At 69.2% G+C, this 18,773-nt stretch carries 13 protein-coding genes; 4 read left to right on the forward strand and 9 right to left on the reverse strand.

Going from position 1 to position 18,773, the window contains the following annotated elements; genetic code table 11:
- Positions 1 to 55: 55 nt before the first annotated feature.
- A complete protein-coding gene (locus L3V85_RS30165) occupies positions 56 to 334 on the forward strand; it encodes a BTH_I0359 family protein (protein ID WP_170217241.1) in 279 nt (92 codons plus the stop codon).
- Positions 335 to 403: 69 nt separating this feature from the next.
- On the opposite strand, the gene L3V85_RS30170 is transcribed toward L3V85_RS30165, so the two are convergent.
- Positions 404 to 1,465, reverse strand: a complete 1,062-nt coding sequence (locus tag L3V85_RS30170) for an AbrB family transcriptional regulator (protein ID WP_237676289.1) — start codon at positions 1,463 to 1,465, stop codon at positions 404 to 406.
- 66 nt (positions 1,466 to 1,531) lie between these two features.
- On the opposite strand from L3V85_RS30170, the gene L3V85_RS30175 reads away from it, so the two are divergent.
- Positions 1,532 to 2,407, forward strand: a complete 876-nt coding sequence (locus L3V85_RS30175) for a ChaN family lipoprotein (RefSeq protein ID WP_237676290.1) — start codon at positions 1,532 to 1,534, stop codon at positions 2,405 to 2,407.
- Positions 2,408 to 2,478: 71 nt separating this feature from the next.
- Here the strand turns inward: L3V85_RS30175 and L3V85_RS30180 are convergent, their stop codons facing one another.
- The 3 genes from L3V85_RS30180 to L3V85_RS30190 all read right to left on the reverse strand — a co-directional run bounded on the left by L3V85_RS30180 (position 2,479) and on the right by L3V85_RS30190 (position 9,029).
- A complete protein-coding gene (locus L3V85_RS30180; protein ID WP_237676291.1) occupies positions 2,479 to 6,951 on the reverse strand; it encodes a beta strand repeat-containing protein in 4,473 nt (1,490 codons plus the stop codon).
- A gap of 90 nt (positions 6,952 to 7,041) precedes the next feature.
- Positions 7,042 to 8,430 (reverse strand): CsgG/HfaB family protein, encoded by a 1,389-nt coding sequence (locus L3V85_RS30185; RefSeq protein WP_237676292.1) that lies wholly within the window; start codon positions 8,428 to 8,430, stop codon positions 7,042 to 7,044.
- Between the two features lie 17 nt (positions 8,431 to 8,447).
- Positions 8,448 to 9,029, reverse strand: a complete 582-nt coding sequence (locus L3V85_RS30190) for a hypothetical protein (protein ID WP_237676293.1) — start codon at positions 9,027 to 9,029, stop codon at positions 8,448 to 8,450.
- Between the two features lie 174 nt (positions 9,030 to 9,203).
- Between L3V85_RS30190 and L3V85_RS30195 the strand changes: the two genes are divergently transcribed.
- Positions 9,204 to 9,572 carry a hypothetical protein gene (locus tag L3V85_RS30195; protein ID WP_237676294.1) on the forward strand — a complete coding sequence of 123 codons (369 nt, stop codon included), beginning with the start codon at positions 9,204 to 9,206 and terminating at the stop codon, positions 9,570 to 9,572.
- A gap of 57 nt (positions 9,573 to 9,629) precedes the next feature.
- On the opposite strand, the gene L3V85_RS30200 is transcribed toward L3V85_RS30195, so the two are convergent.
- Positions 9,630 to 10,964, reverse strand: coding sequence for an aminotransferase class III-fold pyridoxal phosphate-dependent enzyme (locus L3V85_RS30200; RefSeq protein ID WP_237676295.1), 1,335 nt, complete (start codon positions 10,962 to 10,964; stop codon positions 9,630 to 9,632).
- A 69-nt stretch (positions 10,965 to 11,033) separates the two neighbouring features.
- On the opposite strand from L3V85_RS30200, the gene purU reads away from it, so the two are divergent.
- The gene (gene purU, locus L3V85_RS30205; RefSeq protein ID WP_237676296.1) at positions 11,034 to 11,900 is read left to right on the forward strand and encodes a formyltetrahydrofolate deformylase; all 867 of its coding nucleotides are present in this window, start codon (positions 11,034 to 11,036) and stop codon (positions 11,898 to 11,900) included.
- Between the two features lies 1 nt (position 11,901).
- Here purU and L3V85_RS30210 read toward each other — a convergent pair whose 3' ends face one another.
- The 4 genes from L3V85_RS30210 to L3V85_RS30225 form a co-directional block, all read right to left on the reverse strand.
- Positions 11,902 to 12,276, reverse strand: a complete 375-nt coding sequence (locus L3V85_RS30210) for a YXWGXW repeat-containing protein (protein WP_237676297.1) — start codon at positions 12,274 to 12,276, stop codon at positions 11,902 to 11,904.
- A 121-nt stretch (positions 12,277 to 12,397) separates the two neighbouring features.
- The gene (locus L3V85_RS30215; RefSeq protein WP_237676298.1) at positions 12,398 to 13,642 is read right to left on the reverse strand and encodes a GDSL-type esterase/lipase family protein; all 1,245 of its coding nucleotides are present in this window, start codon (positions 13,640 to 13,642) and stop codon (positions 12,398 to 12,400) included.
- 146 nt (positions 13,643 to 13,788) lie between these two features.
- Positions 13,789 to 17,082, reverse strand: a complete 3,294-nt coding sequence (locus L3V85_RS30220) for a carboxyl transferase domain-containing protein (RefSeq protein WP_237676299.1) — start codon at positions 17,080 to 17,082, stop codon at positions 13,789 to 13,791.
- Positions 17,083 to 17,092: 10 nt separating this feature from the next.
- Positions 17,093 to 18,706 (reverse strand): AMP-binding protein, encoded by a 1,614-nt coding sequence (locus L3V85_RS30225; protein ID WP_237676300.1) that lies wholly within the window; start codon positions 18,704 to 18,706, stop codon positions 17,093 to 17,095.
- Between the last annotated feature and the right edge of the window lie 67 nt (positions 18,707 to 18,773).

Genomic DNA, 18,773 nt, shown 5'->3' on the forward strand with positions numbered 1-18,773 from the left:
CGTTGATTGCTACGTAATCTCTATGAATGCCATCGACATCCTTACGGGGCCAGCCATGAACATGCTCTATGACTCGGAGTCTTTCGTCGTCGTCCACGTCCAGCCGAATGAAGGCGACGCGCCCGCGCAGCCGAACATGCCGGTGCTGGAGCGCCACGGCTTCGAGATCGTGGACAAGCGTTCGGGCAAGGAGGTCTACCTGGACGGCTCATGGGCCGAGCTGTTCCAGCAGCAGATCGCCGCCTGGCAGCTCAACACCCCCACCCAGGAAGAAGTCGAGGACACGCTGGAAGGCTATGCCGAACTGGCCCACACGCCGGTCCTCGTGCACTGATCCCCTTTTCCGCTTCCCAGCAAAAAGCGCCCTCCTGGGCGCTTTTTTCATGGGCCGACCGCTCGGTCCTCAGCGACGGCGATAGATCCACCGGAACATCGGCCCGACCAGCAGCAGCACCGCCACCAGCCGGCACACCTGGAACGCCGTGACCACCGGCACGCCCAGTTGCAGCACCTTGGCCGTGATCGACATCTCGGCGATGCCGCCTGGCGAGGTGCCAAGGATCATCGTGGCCGGATGCAGCCCGGTCGCCGCCGCCAGCAGCCACGCCACCCCGCCGCACAGCGCCAGCATGCCGAAGGTGCCCAGCACCACCGAGCCCAGCCAGCGCGGCGCCGTGTGCAGGAACTCCCGGCTGAAGCGCACGCCCAGGCTCACCGCGATCACCAGCTGCGCCGTGTTCGACATCCACGTGGGCACGGCCGACAGCGACTGGCCCGCCATGGTGAAGCCCATCGCCACCAGCAGCGGCCCGATGAACCACGGGTTGGTGCGCTTCAGCGCGCGCATGGCGAGGCCGCCGAGGCCGGTCGCCGCCGCCAGCAGCGCCAGTCCGCCCGGGTTCACCTCGCGCACGCCCGGCGGGTTGATCTCTAGGCCGTGCAGTCCGCTCCACTGCATCGCGAAGGGAATGGTCACCGTCACCACCACCAGCCGCAGGCTGTGCGCCGCCGCCACGAGGTCGGTACGCGCGCCGGCCGATTCGGCCATCAGCGTCATCTCCGACGCGCCGCCGATGGCGCCCGAGAAGTAAGTCGTGGCTCTCATGGATTTCTCGGGCACATGCGGCATGCGCGCCGAGTGCACCCCGTGCAGCCAGCGCCCGAAGCCCCAGCCCAGCAGCAGCGCCCAGCCGATGGCCAGCGCGATCGCCCACCACACACTGGCCACCAGCGACACCACGTGCGGCGTGAAGTACAGCCCCAGCGCCATGCCGATGGTCCACTGGCCCGCGTTGCGCAGCGGCGTGTGGCTGGCCGTCGGCAGCCCTGCGATGGAGGCCAGCGACACCGCGATCAGCGGCCCGATCATCCAGGGCAGCGGCGTGTGCAGCACCAGGCATGCGCCCGCGGCGGCGAGCGCCAGCAGCAGCGTGGCCAGCACGCGGACAAGGAAACGGAAAGGCACGGACGGACAGGAAAAAGCGGAGATGGACGGCACGGCGCCCATGCGCCGAGCGCATAGTATGGCCCGATGGCTCTTTCACGACTCTCGCCCGCGCGGGCTCCCCGCCTCTTCTTTCCCCTGATCGCCACGTTCGCAGCGGCCACCCTCGCCGGTTGTTCGGCGCTGCCGTCCGGCGACGGCGCAGCCGATGCGCCCGGCACGCCCATCGCGCGCCGCGTCGCCGCGCTGCTGCCGGTCGACGCCCTGCTGCTCGGCGAGCAGCACGACGCGCCCGAGCATCACGTCATCGAGCGCGAGACCGTGGAGGCGCTGGTCGCACGCGGCCAGCTCGCCGCGCTGGCGCTCGAGATGGCGGAAGAAGGCCGCGGCACCGCGCATGTCGCGCCCACCGCCACCGAAGCCCAGGTGCAGGCCGCGCTCGACTGGAGCGACAAGGCCTGGCCCTGGGCCAGCTACGGCCCGGCCGTGATGGCCGCCGTGCGCGCGGGCGTGCCGGTGGTCGGCGCCAACCTGCCGCGCGCCCGCATGAAGGACGCGATGGCCGATGTCTCGCTCGACGCCCAGCTCGGCAGCGACGCCTACATCGCGCAGCAGACCGCGGTGCGCGAGGGCCACTGCAAGATGCTGCCCGAGTCGCAGATCATTCCCATGACCCGCATCCAGGTCGGCCGCGACCGCGCGATGGCGCAGGCCGTGGTCAAGGCGCGCCAGCCCGGCAAGACGGTGCTGCTGATCGCCGGCTCCGGCCATGTGGTGCGCACGCTCGGCGTGCCGCAGCACCTGCCGAACGACGTCAGGATCGCCACGGTGCGGATGCTGGCGGCGCCCACGCTGGCGAACGTGGTGCCCGGCGAATACGACCGCATCTGGCAGACGCCGCCCCTGCCCGAGAAAGACTACTGCGCCGAGCTGCGCCGGCCTGCCAAGACCAGCTCGCAGTAAGCGTAAAAAAAGCCGCGAACCCCAAAGGGCCCGCGGCTTTTCGCATGCCGCCTCGCGGCGGCGCTGCTGTCTCAGCGCGTCGCGATCGACGACACCGACGAGTTGCCCGTCGCCGATGCCGTGATCTGGTTGCCCGTGGTGCGCAGCGTGCTGTTGCCTCCGCCACCCGCCACGCCGATGCCCACGCTCGCGCCGCTCACGGTTGCCGTCACCGCGCCGGTGTTGACCTGCGTGCTGACGATGACCGCGCTTGGCGTGCCGTTGTTCAGCGCGGTCTGCGTGATGCGGTTGGTGGCGCTGTTGCCATAGGCCTCGGCGGTCAGGGTGTTGCCCGTCACGCCGACGGTGCCGAGCGTCGTGCCGACCGGGCCGCCGGTCGAGTTGAGCGCCACCATGTAGCTGGCACCCGAACTGCTTGCCGACACCGCGCCGTCATTGGTCTGGCTGTTGCGAATGGCGGCCGCCGCGCTGGCGTTGAGCGCAGCGGGCAGCAGCCCTCCGCCGCCCGTGCCCTGCGCGGCAAGCCCGCCGTAGCCGCTGCCCGCGCTCGACTCCAGCAGGTTGGTGGCCGCATTGCCGCGTGCGAGGGCGCTGGTCGTGTTGGCGTTGAGCGCCACCGAGCCGCCGTTGAGCGGCGAGGGCGCCGTCACCGCCACGTTCGCGGTGGTGCTGGCCTGTGCCGTGACGGCGGCGCTGCTGGCCTGCGTGTTGACGATGCCGCCGGTCGCGCCCTGCACCGCATCGCTCACCAGCGACACCGAGTTGGCGGCGCGGTTGGCCGATGCCTCAGCCACCGTGCTGTTGCGCGCGATGCTGAGCGAACCGCCGGCAAGACCTGCCGTCACCGGCGCGGGCGTGCCGCTGTCGTCGTTGTACAGGTTGGTGGTGGCCTTGCTTGTCACCGCCGCGGCGGCGGTCTGCTGGTTCAGCAGCACATGGTCGCCGGTCGCAGCGATCGCTGTCATCGCCGCGGTGGAGCCCGCCGCGCTCGCGGGCGAGGTGTTGGTCGAGGCCACGCTCAGCGTGTTGGACACGTCGTTGATCACCGCCAGCGACACGTTCTTGTTGCCCGACAGATCGATGCGCGACGACGTCGAGGCCGCCGGCGCGAACACCTCCATCGAGGACGTCGAGTCGACGTTCTTCGCGGTGCTCGTCTGCGTCGACTGCAGCGCCGTGCGTGCGGTGATGCTGTTGCCGGTCAGCTCGACACCGTTGGTCGCCGTGTTGGCGACGGCCTGCGAACCCTGCGCGTTGTTCGAAACGCTCAGCTGGGTGCCGCTGATGCTCGCGCCCGCGGTGGTGTCGATGCCGTAGGCGCCCGACACGCTGGAAGAAATCGCACCCGCGCCGCTCACGGTCTGGACGTTCGACACCGCATGGTCGGCGTAGGCGCCGTTGATCAGGGCGCCCACGCTGGTCGCAATGGCCGGGAGCGCGCCGCGCACGGCGATGGTGTTGCCGTCGACGGCGAGGCTGTTGCTGGCCGAGTTGCCCGTTGCGGAGCCGCTCGCGATGTTGCCGCTGACAGAAACCGCCTGGCCCTGCACCGTGAGCCCGTCGATCTTCACCTGCACGCCGCTCTGGTTCGCACGCGTCGCGGCGGCCGAGCCGATCTGCGCGGTGACGTCGGCACTCGTCTGCTGCAGGTTCTGCACCGCGCTCGTGGTGGCCAGAGCGTTGCCTTCGATGCTCACGCCGTTGGTCGCGCTGTTGCTGTTGGCCTCGACGATGGTCTTGTTCTTGTCGGCGGCCACGCTCGAACTGACCAGGTTGCCCACGATGTAGGTCTGCACCTCCGGCCCGCCGCTTCGCGTGGCCGAGACCGAGCCCTGGCCCGACTGCGCGTTCTGCACGCCGAACGCGGCATTCACGCTGGCCGCGCCGACCGCCACGCCCGCGCCGGAAGGTGCCACCGGAAGCGTGGCGACCAGCGTCGTGATGTTGTTGCCCGTCACCTTCACCGTGTTGCCCGTCGCGCTGTTGCCATAGGCCAGCGCCTGCGTGGTGTTGCCGGAGCTGGACACCGTGGCGTTGGTGACGCTGCCCGAGATCACGGTGCGCACCGGCGTCACGCCGCTGGCGTCGGCCGAAATCTGCGTCGCGTTGCCGGCCACGGACTGCACGTTGGTCACGTTGGCCACGTTGGTTCCGGAGAGCAAGCCCGAGAAGCCCGGCGCCGAGCTGCTCAGGTTGTTCAGGTCCAGCGTCAGGCCGTTGGCCGCGGTGTTGCCGTAGGCTTCGGCGCCCAGGGTATTGCGGTCGTTCGCCAGCTTGCCGCCCGCGGTCGTGTCGCCGAGGTTGCCGGCGACAGTGACCGCGAAGGCATTCAGGCCGGGTGCCGAGGGGCCGCTCGCCACGGCCTTCACGCTGGCCTGCACCGACTGGTCGCCGAGGATGCCGAAGGCGGCATTCACGGTCGGCAGGCTGCCCGCATTGCCGTCGAACGGCAGGCCGCCGGCGCCCACGGTGACGGTGGAGGCAGCGCCGCCCGCGGTCACGGCGGCGATGTTGACCGCATCGATACCCAGGGTGTTTTTCGCCGAGTTCCCGGTGGCGCTGGCGATCTGTTTGTTGTCGGTCAGCGCGATGCTGCTCGCGCTGCCGGTCACGTTGCCGTTGACTGCAAGCAGCGCCGCCGCATTGCTCAGCGTGGCGCTGACGGTCGCACCGGCGTCGCCCATCTGCACGCTGGCGATGCCCGCGCCGGTGCCGAGCGTCGAGCCGGTGGCAAGCGTCAGCGCGTTGGTCGCACCGCTGCCCAGCGCCGCTGCCTGCTGCGTGTTGCCGGTCACGGCAAAGGTGCTGCCCGCAATGGGCGAGGCGACCAGGTTCGCACCCACGAAGACCTGAGAGCCGTCGTTGGTCGCCGCGACCGGGCTGCCGTAGTTGCCCTGCAGGTTGGTGATCGTGGCCGCGCCGCCGGCCGAGACGCGGCCGTCGTTGGCGGTGCCGCCCGTCAGCACGGCGGAGGCGCTGCCGAGGGTCATTCCGCCCGCGTCGATGGCAAGGCTCTGGCTGATCTGGTTGCCCGTGGCCGTCGCCGCGGAGCTGTTGCCGGCCACCGACACGACGGCATTGTTGGTCGTGCCGCCGAAGCCGGTCAGCACGCCGATGTTCGACGCCGTCATCTGGGCCGTGATCGGCGACTGGTAGTTGGCCTGCTGGTTCGACAGGGCGCTGGTGCCCTTGAACGCGCTCAAGCCGTCGGTGCTGGAGATTGCGCTCGACGCGGCATTGCCGGTGGCAGCGGCCGTGACGGCGTTGGCCCGGAGGTCGACGGAACCGCCGCTGGCAATCGACTGCACCGTCGCGCCCACCAGCGCGTTGGTGGTGCTGCTCGTGATGCCCACGCCGATGTTGCCCTGGCTGTTGACGATGGCCAGGTCGGCGTTGACGTTGGTGTTCACGCCCACGCCGTTGTGGGTGCTGTTGTTCAGCGCCGTGGCGGGCGTGCCGATGCCGGCTACCGACACGCCGTCGACGAGGATGAAGTTGCCGGCGGTTCCCGCGGTGCCGCTCAGCGCCTCGTTGCCGGTGGCCGCGCTCGATATGTTGTTGCCCCGCACCGCGAGCGCCGACTGCAGCGTGTTGGTGCCGCCGAGCGGCACCCCGGAGACCACGGCGTCGATAGCCGAGTTGTTGTTGGTCGCGGAGTGCGTGACGGCGCCTGGCGCGGCGTTGTTGTTCACCTGCAGGTTGGAAACCACCGCCGAGCCCGCGAAGGAAGGCGCGCCGCCCGACACGATGGCGGCCGTGTTCGTCGCGCTGTTGCCCTTGAGCACGGCGGCGATGGAGTTGCGTTCGAGCGAAGCGCCGGCGGCAATGGCACCCGAACTCGGCAGCAGCCACAAGTCGACGCGATTGCCCTGGCTCTCGGCGCTGGAGCTTGCGCCCGTGGCCGACTGGAACGTGGTCACGACAATGTTGCCCTTGGCATCGAAGACCTGCGGGGCGCCCACCGGATAGCGGAGCACCGACGAGCCAGCGAGCGCGGTGCCGGACGCGGCCGCCGTGCCCAGCACCAGCGACGAGCCGCTGTTGAGCGTGGTCGTGGCCGAAATCGTGTTGTCCGCGGCGGCCACGCTGCCGGCCTGGATCGTGGTGGAGTAGTTCCCCATCGAGCTGTTCGTCACGCTGCTGGAGATCACGCCGCTGTTCTGCGAGAGCGCCAGCGTCGCGGCGCTGCTCACCGGCGTGGGCGGCGAACCGGGGGTCGGCGCGATGGTGCGCACTTCGATGTTGCCGGTGGCCTTGGCGCTGATCGCGTTGCCGTTGGTGTAGCTCGAGGTGGGAGGCGTCCCCGCGGTGCCGGTGGTGGTGACACCCACGGTGGCGCTGCTGATGGACGCGTCGACCGCGCCCAGGTTGGTCTGCGGATTCACCGAGGTGCTGGTCCCCGTGACGGAGGGAGCGAAAGCGCCGCTGACGGCCGTCTCTGCCGCATGCGCGCCGGTGGCGATCAGGACCATTGCAACGGCCGAGCCGATGCTGCTGAGTGCGGGCCTGCGTGCGGCCCCGTTGCGGATCTTGCGTGCTTTCATGTCATGACTCCTCGGATGTTTGAGAACGATGGGGCGAAGCGTGTGAACTGAATTTCAGGGGCTCGACTTGCTGGACGGATGCGCGGCGGCTCAGCCCCCTTTGCCGGCGCTCTCGGAAGAAATGGAAGCAGCGCTGCCGACCACCGCCCCGCCGATGCGCAGCTTGGCGATCTCCTGCAGCCCCGGGCCGTCGCGGTGGATCGATGTGTCGGCCGCGTCGGGCCGCCAGGTCACGCTGATGGCGCCCGGCGCCACGCCGCGGTTGGCCAGTGCCGAAGTGACGGCGGCGATGCGCTGGTCGGTGAGTTCGTCGCGTTTGCGGGCGTCCCAGTTCTCGGTGTCTCGCGCCACCAGCACGATGTCGGTCGCGCCCTTCTTGGACAGGCCCGCGATCTGGTCGAGCAGCGCCAGCGTGCTGCCGCCGAGCGTGGTCGCGCCGAAGTCGAACGGCACCTGCGTGGCCGTGCCCGTGAGGCGCGCGCCGCCGGGGCCGCCCGCGTTGACGGCCACGCCGCCCTGCACCACGGGCGAGGTGACCGCCGCGCCGCCCACCGTGGCATCGCCCGGGTTGTCGACTTTGCGCAGCTGGTCTGCGGGCACGGTCGGGATCGGCTCGCCGCCGCCCGGGCGCATCGTCATGCAGGGCCGGTGGTCGACCTGCGTGACGGCGGCCATGAGCCGCACCACGCCTTCTTCGAGCGCGGCGCGCACGCCCATCTGCACCGGCTCCTGGCCCTTGGCGCCGATGTCCACGTCGTACAGCTTGCTGCCGAAGAAGCGGAACACGTTCAGGCCCACTTCGTAGCCGTTGAACTGCTTGGTGAGGCTCACCGTGCGCACCACCATCAGCGACTTGGTGTCGACGATGCGCAGGTCCACGCTCACCGACTGGCTGAAGGTGCGCGCCTTCACGCCCACCTGGTTCACCGCGAACTCGGCGCCGCCGGAGTTGATGTTGTAGTTCAGCTCGGTGATGCCGCCGACGATGAAGTAGTCGGACTTGTTGATGGTGCCGCCGAAGTACGGCATCCACGGCACGGTCTGCCCGCCGTTGGGTCCGCCGAGCTGGTGCGTGCGGCCGTCGCCGAGCTGGCGGCGGTCGGCGTAGGCGAGTTCGCGCTCCGCGATCACCGGGTCGAAGCGCTCGGCGATGCTCACCGCGCCGCCGAGCTTGCCGAGCGCCGAATACACCATCAGCGCGCCGCCCTGCGTGATGGCGTTGCCTTCATTGATGCTGTACTTGCCGGTGTAGTCCTTCACGTCGCCCACGCCGATGACGATGGGCGGGCGCCGCGTGGCCGCGATGTGGTCGGCGTAGCAGGCGAGCACCGCCTCCATCGGCGTGACGTTGTCGCGCACGGCGGGGCCGAGCACCACGGGCGCCTCGTTGGGCGCAAATCGCTGCTGCGGCGCGGAGACGCAACCGGCGAGCGCCACGGTCGCGACCGCGGCGAGTGCGAATGTTCGGATGGTGTGCATGTCGCGTGCCCCGGTTTTCAATTGAGCACCCCGAAGGCGCACGCCGAGCTGCCGCCCACGCTGGCTGTCTGCGCGCCGGCGTTGCCCTGCGTCGAGTTCAGCGCCTGGTTGGCCGCGCCCTGCACCTGCGTGCTGGTGCCGCCGACCACGGCCGAGCCCACCGCGCCGCTGTTGGCCTGCGAGGTGCCCACCGTCGCGCCGCCCTGCGAGCCCACTGCGCTGCGGCTGTCGTTGCCCGAGGCATTCGAATTCGCGCCCGCGTTCGACGGCGAATTCGCGACCGTGCTGTTGTTGCCGTCGTTGCCGGTCGAGGTGGCCGAGACGTTGCAGTTGTACTGGCGGCCGATGGTCGTGTTGTAGACCGGGGCGGCGTAGTAGCCGCTCTTCTGCTTGCGGATCATGTCCTGCACCGCCGCCTGGTTGACCTTGTCGGCGCTCGACTGGAACTGCCACGAGGTGTTCTCGCCGACGTTGTTGGCCAGTGCAAGCGAAGAAGACGCGCAGCCGCAGGCCGTGAGTGCCAACGCGATCAGCCTGTGAATCCGATGGCGACGATGACCGGCCTGGCCGAGGCCGGCATGTGAAAAGACGCGCTGCATGACTTCTCCTCTCCGTGTGGCGCACGCCCTGAATTCGTCATTGAATTCACGGGTGCGACGTTTCGCGAGAGGGGATGCTAGGGAGCGGAAGAAGCCGCCGGTATCCCGAGAACCGGTAGAAGTGGTGGGAACAAACCCATGCATGCGCACGCGCCGTGCGACAGAATCGATGCCATGTCACGCACCGCCGTTGCACCCCATCGCCGCCTTCATTTCGCGGGCATCGCGATCCTCATCGCGGGCTGGATCTGCGCGGTGCTGGTCTACATCGTGGCAAGCGGCAACGACAGCGCGACGGCGGCCGATCGCCGCGTCATCGACGGACAGGTGTACGTGGTTCCGCTCGAAACATCGAAGCGCGAACAGCAGGAAATGGAACGGCTGGGCGGAAAGACGACCGTGTGGATGGTCGAGTCCGCGACCTGGCTCGGCTCGCTGTGGCACGGCAAGCGCCTGGCCTTCACGCTGGCGCTGCTGGCTACCGTTATCGGTGGGTCCTGCGTGTACCTCGCGGGCCTTGCCGCGGAGGAAGTGGACGGGTAGCCAGAGGCCGGTTCACGCCGCCGCGGCGTTGTCTGCGGCGGCGTGTGCAGGCAACGCTCAGGCGTGCGCCTTGATCGAATCCGCCAGCGTGTTCACCAGCGTGTCGATGTGCGACTTCTCCACGATGTACGGCGGCGCGATCACCAGCACGTCGCCCGCCGGGCGCACCAGCGCGCCCTTGTGGAAGCAGTCCAGGAAGACTTCATAGGCGCGCTTGCCCGGCGTGCCCGCGATGGGCGCAAGTTCCACCGCCGCGGCCAGGCCGAGGCTGCGGATGCCGATGACGTTGGGCAGGCCCTTGAAGGCGCTGTGGAAGGCGTCGCCCAGCACCTTGCCCATTTCGCCGGCGCGGGCGAACAGGTTCTCCTGCTTGAACAGGTCGAGCGTGGCGATGGCCGCGGCGCAGGCCACCGGGTGGCCCGAGTAGGTGTAGCCGTGGAAGAACTCGACCACGTGCTCGGGCGCGTCGGTCTTCATCATCGCGTCGTAGAGCTTGTCGCGGCAGATCACGCCGCCCAGCGGAATCACGCCGTTGGTCACGCACTTGGCGAAGTTCAGCATGTCGGGCACCACGCCGTAATAGTCCGACGCGAAGTTGGTGCCCATGCGGCCGAAGCCGGTGATGACCTCGTCGAAGATCAGCAGGATGCCGTGCTTGTCGCAGATCTCGCGCAGGCGCTTGAGGTAGCCCTGGGGCGGCAGGTACCAGCCGGCCGAACCGGCCACCGGCTCGACGATGATCGCGGCGATGTTGCTCGGATCGTGCAGCGGCAGGATGCGGGTCTCGAGCTCGACCAGCGGGTCTTCGGCCCACACCGGCTCCTCGTTGTGGATGTAGGCATGGTTCACCGGATCGTGGATGAAGCGCATGTGGTCCACGCGCGGCAGGAAGGCCGAACCGAACACCTTGCGGTTGCCCGGGATGCCGCCCACCGACATGCCGCCGAAGCCCACGCCGTGGTAGCCCTTCTCGCGGCCGATGAACACATTGCGGTGGCCTTCGCCGCGCGCGCGGTGGTAGGCCAGCGCCACCTTCATCGAGGTGTCGGCGGCTTCCGAGCCCGAGTTGCAGAACAGCACCTTGTTCAGGTCGCCGGGCGCCAGCGAGGCGATCATCTCGGCGGCCTTGAAGGCCTTGTCGTTGCTGACCTGGAAGGCGGTGGCGTAGTCGAGCGTGTCGAGCTGCTTCTTGATCGCCTCGTTGATCGGCTTGCGGTTGTGGCCCGCGCCCACGCACCACAGCGACGAGATGCCGTCGATCACCTTCTTGCCGTCGTGGGTGGTGAATTCCATGCCGTCGGCCGCCACGAAAACGCGCGGGTCCTTGCGGAAATGACGGTTGGGAGTGAAGGGCAACCACTGGTTGTCCATGTTGAAGTCCTGGAAGGCCATGTCTCGCTCCTGTGGGTTTCGGGTCGGGGAAAATCGCGATTCTGGCACCCCTGCGACAATCCCACCCCGATGACGACCTCTACGCCCACCTCGCCCGCCTACATCCTGAACCTCTCCTGCCCCGACCGGACGGGCATCGTGCACGCCGTCTCGGGCTTCCTGCTCGAGCATGGCGCCAACATCGAAGAGGCCGCCCAGTACAACGACCACGGCACGGGTCTATTCTTCATGCGGGTGCGCTTTGCCTGCGGCGACCACAGCGAAGCCGCGCTGCGCGAAGAGCTGAAGACCTTTGCCGCCGGCTTCGGCATGACGCTGCAGCTGCACGCCGCCGCCGAGCCGATGAAGACCGTGCTGCTGGTCAGCAAGGAAGGCCACTGCCTGAACGACCTGCTGTTCCGCTGGAAGAGCGGCCTGCTCGCCATCGACGTGCGCGCCATCATCTCGAACCACCGCGACTTCTACCAACTGGCCGCCAGCTACAACGTGCCGTTCCACCATATCCCGGTGACGGCCGCGACCAAGGCGCAGGCCGAGGCCAGGCAGCTGGAAATCATCGAGGCCGAAGGCGCGGAGCTCGTGGTGCTCGCGCGCTACATGCAGATCCTGAGCAACGACCTGTGCCGCAACCTGGCCGGCCGCGCCATCAACATCCATCACTCCTTCCTGCCCAGCTTCAAGGGCGCCAAGCCCTACTACCAGGCGCACGACCGGGGCGTGAAGCTGATCGGCGCCACCGCCCACTACGTGACGGCCGACCTCGACGAAGGCCCGATCATCGAGCAGGACGTGGCCCGCGCCGACCACACCGATACGGTGGAAGACCTCACGGCCCGAGGCCGCGACACCGAGAGCCAGGTGCTGGCGCGGGCGGTGAAGTGGCACAGCGAGCACCGGGTGCTGCTGAACGGCCACCGCACCGTCGTCTTCCGCTAGATCAGTTCCTGTAGGGATTGTTCGGGCGGCGGTCGTAGCGGTTGGGCACGCCGTCGCCATCGCGATCCCAGCGGCCGGCGCTGTACACCCAGCGGCCACCGTCCTGGCGCCATGCCGGCGCACGGTACGCATAGCCCGGACGGGCACGCACCCAGTAGCCGCCCACCCACACGTGGCGACCGCCACGCCACTCATAGTGGCCCGGCGCCCAGACGAAGCCGCGGCGCGGCGGCGGCACGCGTTCGAAGCGCGGCGGAGGCGGCGCCACCTGGATGGTCACCACGGGTTGCGCCTGCGCGGCGGTGGGAACGGTCAGCGCGCCCACGGACAGGAGCGAAGCCGTGCCGATGGAAAGAGCCAGTGCGATTTTTTTCATGAAGGACTCCTCATGAGTTGTTGGACGAGCCTTCATGCTGCCGGGATCATGTGAAGCGCCTGTAAGCGGGACACGAAGTCTTATGTAGAGCTGTTTCGCGATCCTCGTGGGTTGCGAACGCTCACTCCAGCAGTTCCTTCAGGTCGACGGCCGCCGCCATGGCCGCATGTCCGGCCTTGTTCGGGTGCAGGTGGTCGCCGCTGTCGTACTTCGGATTCAAGGCGAGCGGATCGGCGGGGTCGCGCAGGACGGCGTCGAAATCGATCACGCCGTCCACGTCCTGCCGCCCGCGGATCCATGTGTTGACGGCGCCGCGCATGGCTTCCGTCGCGGCCGTCCAGTAGGGCGTGTTGCGGAACGGCGGCACGGTGCCGATCATCAGCTTCACGCCCTTGGCGCGCGCCTGCTTGATCAACTGCTCAAGCCCTTCGGTGACGCGCTCGGCCGTCGGCGCCTCGGACGCGAGGAGTGGGAACCCCGGCACGTCGACGAACGCGCCTCGGCCGATGTCGTTGGTGCCCATCAGCACGATCACGTGCGTCACGCCGCTTTGCGCCAGCACGTCCTTCGCGAAGCGCGACATGCCGCTGGGCCCTGAGCTGTCGAGCAGCAGCCGGTTGCCGCCGATACCCATGTTGATCACCGACAGCCCCGCCGGCACCTTCGGGCTGTCGCGCAGCCGCGTGGCCAGCATGTCGGGATAGGCGCCGCCGCCGGCGTCGTTGCCGCCCGCGGTGATCGAGTCGCCGAAAGCCACCACGATGCGGGCCGGCTGGCTCGTGAGCACGTCCAGACCGGTCACGATGTGGTTCAGCGCCAGCGGCACCGCGCCTTGCAGCCTGGGCGTCGTGACGGCATTGCCCGGGGCGACCCAGCTCGTGCCGGGGCCGCGCTGGTAGATGGTCGCGAAAGGCGTCGGCTGGTCCAGGTAGGTGCTCACCGCCAGGGTCTGTCCGGCCTCGGCCTGCAGGTCGAGGCCGTCGCTCCAGGCGTCCGCGCCGGGCGCGATGGTGAGGCTGCCGCGCCCGCCGAAGCGCAGCACGCCCAGCGTGGCCGGAGACACCGCGTTGCCGCCGGTGACGAGGCCCACGCTCGCGGCGGCGATGTGCAGCGGCGCCTTGCCGAAGCGGTTGGAGAAACGCACGCGCACGCGGCTTCCATCCAGCGCGGGCTGCACCAGTTGGCGCAGCGTCTGCCCGCGAAACACATGCTTGCCCGGCCCCGCCTGCGGCGCGGTGGTGGGGTTCGCCATGAGTTCGCTGAATTCGGTGGGCGCGGCCGCCCAGCTTGCGACCCAATGGGCTTCGGCGGGCTGCCGGGGCGGCTGGCCGTCGGACGATGGCAATGCCCACACGCCGGCGGCCACGGCCGCAAGCAGAAAAGCGATCAGCCAATGCGTTGCGGCGCCCGCGCAAAACCGGGCCCGCCAACGAGAAATCAATTCCATGCGCGCAAAGCGACCCAGTTTACGGAGCCGCCGTGACCCCGGTCGTTACGAGGTCTAGCGTGCGGTTACCAGGTGTCGACGTAGGGCGAGACGGCTTCGTGGCGCCGTCCGGCCGAATCCAGCCCGCGCACCAGCCAGGTGCGCGTGTCGGCCGGGTCGATCACCGCGTCGATCTCCAGCGTCTGCGCCATGTGGATCGCCTCGCCGTTCGCGTACTGCTGCGCCACCAGTTTCTTGAACAGCGCGTCGCGTTCGGCGCCCTCCGGCACGGCGGCCAGTTCCTTGCGGAAACCCAGCCGCACGGCACCTTCGAGCCCCATCGCGCCGAATTCGCCGGTGGGCCAGGCCACGGTAAAGACTGGCGCGTCGAAGCCGCCCGCCGTCATCGCCTGCGCGCCCAGGCCGTAGCCCTTGCGCAGCACCACGGCGAAGAACGGCACGCGCAGATGCGACGCCACCATGAACATGCGGCACACATGGCGCACCTGCGCCTGCGCCTCGATTTCGGGGCCGACCATGAAGCCCGGCGTGTCGCACAACGAAACAATCGGAAGTCCGTGCGCATTGCAAAGCTGCATGAAACGCGCGGACTTGTCGGCCGCCTCGACGTCGATCGCACCGCCCAGGTGATGCGGGTTGTTGGCCATCAGGCCCACGGGCCGGCCTTCGATGCGCGCCAGCGCGGTGACGATGCCCGCGCCGAAGCCCGCGCGCAGCTCGAGCAGCGAGCCGGTGTCGGCCACGCCGCGCATCGCGGCGCGCACGTCGTACACGCGAAGCCGGTTCTCGGGCACCACGTGGCGCAGCGTGCGCGGGTCGGCGCATTGCCAGTCGGTGGTCGCGCCCTGGAAGTACGACAGGTACTGCTTGGCCGCCGCGACGGCGGCGGCCTCGTCGTCCACCAGAATGTCGATCACGCCGTTGCGCGACTGCACGCTGCTCGGTCCGATCTGTTCCGGCGCGAAGGTGCCGAGCCCGCCGCCTTCGATCATCGCGGGGCCGCTCATGCCGATGTTGCTGCCCTTGGTGGCGATGATCACGTCGGCGCAGCCCAGCAGCGCCGCATTGCCCGCGAAGCAGCGGCCATGCACGATGCCGACCACCGGCACCTTGCCCGACAGCGCCGCGAACTGGCTGAAGGTGTGGTTGTTCAGGCCCGCCACGATGGGCATGTCGGTGTCGCCCGGCCGCCCGCCGCCGCCTTCGGCGAACAGCACGACCGGCAGCTTCAGCTGGTGCGCCACCGCCAGCAGCCGGTCGGTCTTGTGGTGGTTGCGCATGCCCTGCGTGCCGGCCAGCACGGTGTAGTCGTAGGCCAGCACCGCGCAGCGCGAGGCCTCGGGGCCGAACTGCTTCGCGTTGATGCTGCCCAGGCCGGTGACCATGCCGTCGGCGGGCGTGTTGGCGATGAGGTCTTCCAGCGTGCGGCGGCGCGTCTGCGCGGCGATGGCGAGCGCGCCGTACTCGATGAAGTTGCCCGGGTCGGAGGCGGTGTCGCACAGGTCGGCGATGTTCTCGCGCGCGGTGCGGCCGCCCTGCGCATGGCGCTTGTCGACGGCGGCCTTGCGGTTGATGTCCAGCGTGGGCGCATGGCGGTCGATGACCTTTTGCAGGTCGGGGCGGACGGCGTCCAGGTCATGCTCGGCGCGCGCCTCGGCCTCGACCGCCTGCGCGTCGACGGCTTCGAGCTGCAGCAGCGACTGGCCTTCGACAAGGTAGTCGCCGGGCGCGGCCAGCAACGCGACCACGCGGCCGGCCACGGGCGCGTGCAGCAGGTGCTCCATCTTCATGGCCTCCAGCACGCCGAGCTGCGCGCCGGCGGGCAGCACGTCGCCCACGGCCACTTCGAACTGCACGAGGCGCGCGGGCATCGGCGCCTTCACCGTGAGTTCGTCCGCGCCGTCGTCCGCGAGAGCGGCTTCCTGGACGGGCGCGGCAACCGTCTTCTTCGCCTGCTTCTCGAATGAAACAGCCGATGCAAGCAGATCGCCCAGGTGCGCCTCGACAAAACGGGTGTGCACCGCCTGCGTCGCGAACTCCGGCCGCGCGGCAATGGCACGCAGCAGCGAGAGGTTGGTGGCAATGCCCTCGATGTGGCATTCGTCCAGCGCGCGCAGCGAGCGCCGCAACGCATCCGCGAAACGCGGCGAAGGCGAATGCACGATCAGCTTCGCGAGCAGCGTGTCGTAGTGCGGCGAAGGCGCGAGGCCCGCGTAGCCGTGCGTATCGACGCGCACACCGGGGCCGGCCGGCAGGTCGAAGCGCGCGAGCGTGCCGCCCGAGGGGCGCGCATTGCCTTGCGCGTCCAGCGTTTCCGCATTGATGCGCCACTGCAGCGCGAAGCCGCGCTGCGACGCGGTGCGGTCGGCCTCCACGCCGAGCGCGCTCAGCGTTTCACCGGCCGCCACGGCGATCTGCAGTTGCACGAGGTCCAGCCCCGTCACGGCTTCGGTCACCGTGTGCTCCACCTGCAGGCGCGGATTGGCCTCGATGAAGACGAAGGGCAGCGTCGACGACTGCGCATCGACCAGGAATTCGAAAGTGCCGAGCCCGCGATAGCCGACCGTCTTCGCCATGCGCAGCGCGGCCTGCGTGACCTGCGCGCGCAGGGCCTCGGGCAGCGAAGGGCTGGGCGCGATTTCCACCAGCTTCTGAAAGCGCCGCTGCAGCGTGCATTCGCGCTCGCCCAGGCTGGCCACTGCCTTGCCGTCGCCCAGCACCTGCACCTCGATGTGCCGCGCGTTGCGCATCAGCCGCTCGACATACACGCCTTCGATGCCGAAGGCCGCCTTGGCCTCCGACATGCAGCGTGCGTGTGCCTGGGGCAGCTCCTGCGCGTCCAGCACCGCGCGCATGCCGCGGCCGCCGCCGCCGCCGATGGCCTTGACCATCACGCCCGCGCCCTGCGCATGCTGCTCGGCGAAGAAGGCCTGCGCCTGCGCGAGCGTCACCGCGCCGGCGCTGCCCGGCATCACCGGCACGTCGCATTGCGTGGCCAGTGCGCGTGCGCGCGCCTTGTCGCCGAACAGGCCCAGCTGCTGCGGCGTCGGGCCGATGAAGACCAGGCCGGCGTCCGCGCAGGCCTGTGCGAAGTCGGCGCGCTCGCTGAGAAAACCGTAGCCGGGATGCACCGCATCGCAGGCCTGCGCTTTCGCCACCGCGATCAGCGCATCGATGTCGAGATAGGCGGACGGCCCGGTGGCATCGAGCGCCACCGCCACATCGGCCAGTTGCGCGTGCAGCGCCGCCGCGTCGTCGCGCGCGTGCACGGCCACGCTGGCAACGCCCAGGTCGCGCAGCGCGCGCACCAGCCGCACGGCGATCTCGCCGCGGTTGGCAATCAGAACTTTGGAGAACAAACGGAACCTCTCAGCTTTTGTCTTTGAGCAGCCGGCGCAGCACCTTGCCGGCGCCGGTGGTCGGCAGTGCGTCGATGAAGCTCACGGCGCGCGGCGCCTTGTAGCTTGCCATGTTGTCGCGCGCCCAGGCCACGAGCGCGTCGGCCTCCAGCGCGGCGCCGGGCTTGCGCACGATGAAGGCCTTCACCACCTCGCCCTTCTCCGCGTCGGGCTGCGCGATGACCGCCGCCTGCGCCACCGCCGGATGCTTGATGAGAATGGTCTCGACCTCTTCCGGGAACACGCTGTAGCCCGAGACCTTGATCATTTCCTTGAAGCGGCCGATGAAGGTGAGGTAGCCGTCGGCATCGAGCTTGCCCATGTCGCCGGTGTGCACCCAGCCGTTGCGCAGCGTGGCGGCGGTGGCTTCGGGCTTGTTCCAGTAGCCCTTGAACGAGCCGGGGCTGGTGAGCACGATCTCGCCGACTTCGCCGGCGGGCATGTCGGCCTGCGTCTCGGTGTCGATGATGCGGATGGTCACGCCCGGCACCGCGATGCCTTGCGTGCCCCAGCGCGGCGCATGGTGCGGCGTGTAGGTGTCGCAGGTATGGGTCTCGCTCAGGCCGTAGGCGGCCTCGAACGAAGTGCAGTTCGGCGCATGCGAGCGCCACTGCTGCGCCAGCGGTTCGGTGAAGGTGATGCCGAAGCTGGTCACCGGGTTCATCTTCAGGCTCGACAGGTCGAAGCCGGCGATGTCCGGCACCTGCATGCAGGCCACGTTCATCGGCGCGATGCTGTACCACCAGCTCACCTTGAAGCTGGCGATGGCCTGCAGCACGGCGCGCGGATCGAAGCGGTGCAGCAGCACCGAGGTCGCGCCGCTGAGCACTGGCACGTTCACGCCCATCAGCATGCCGGCGATGTGATACAGCGGCGCGATGGACAGCAGCACGTCGGCCGGGCCCACGCCGTTGCAGTCGGCCGCGGCGCGCGTCTTGAAGAGCGCATTGCCGTAGCTCAGCATCGCGCCCTTGGGCAGGCCGGTGGTGCCGGATGTGTAGGTCATGAGCGCCACGTCGTCCATCTCGATGGCCACGGGCTGCGGCCTGGCGTCGGACTTCATCACCGCGAGGAAATCTTCGCAGCCCTCGGGCACGGTGCGCGCCGCGTTGTGCTCCACGGCCAGTTCGGCCGGCAGGTCGAGCGAGGGTTCGGCGGACAGCAGGTCGGCGTAGTGCACCGCGAACACATGCTCGAGCGCGCTTTCAGGCTGCACCTTGCGCACCACCGGCAGCAGCGGCGCGGCCGCGACGATCACGCGCGCCTTCAGGTCGTTGACCTGGTAGGCCAGCTCGTGCTCCTTGTTGAGCGGACCGCTCGGGCAGACGATGGCGCCGATCTTCTGGATGCCGAAGTGCGCCACCAGGTACTGCGGACAGTTGTTCAGGAAGAGCACCACCGGTTCGCCCTTCTTCACGCCGAGGGCCTGCAGCCGCGCCGCGAAGGCGTCGCTCGCGCGGTCGAGTTCGGCCCAGCTCATGGCGTGGCCGTACCAGATGCAGGCGGCGCTGGCGCCGCGCTCGCGCGCGTGGGTGCGCAGGTATTCGTGCAGGGGCTGCTGGGGGCGTTCGGGCATTGTCTCCATGGCGTCACTTTCTCAGGGTTATCGATAGCCGCCCATGCATGACGGGCGCTTGCCAATGCCGCATGGT

The sequence above is a fragment of the Variovorax paradoxus genome (genome assembly GCF_022009635.1).
Taxonomy (GTDB): domain Bacteria; phylum Pseudomonadota; class Gammaproteobacteria; order Burkholderiales; family Burkholderiaceae_C; genus Variovorax.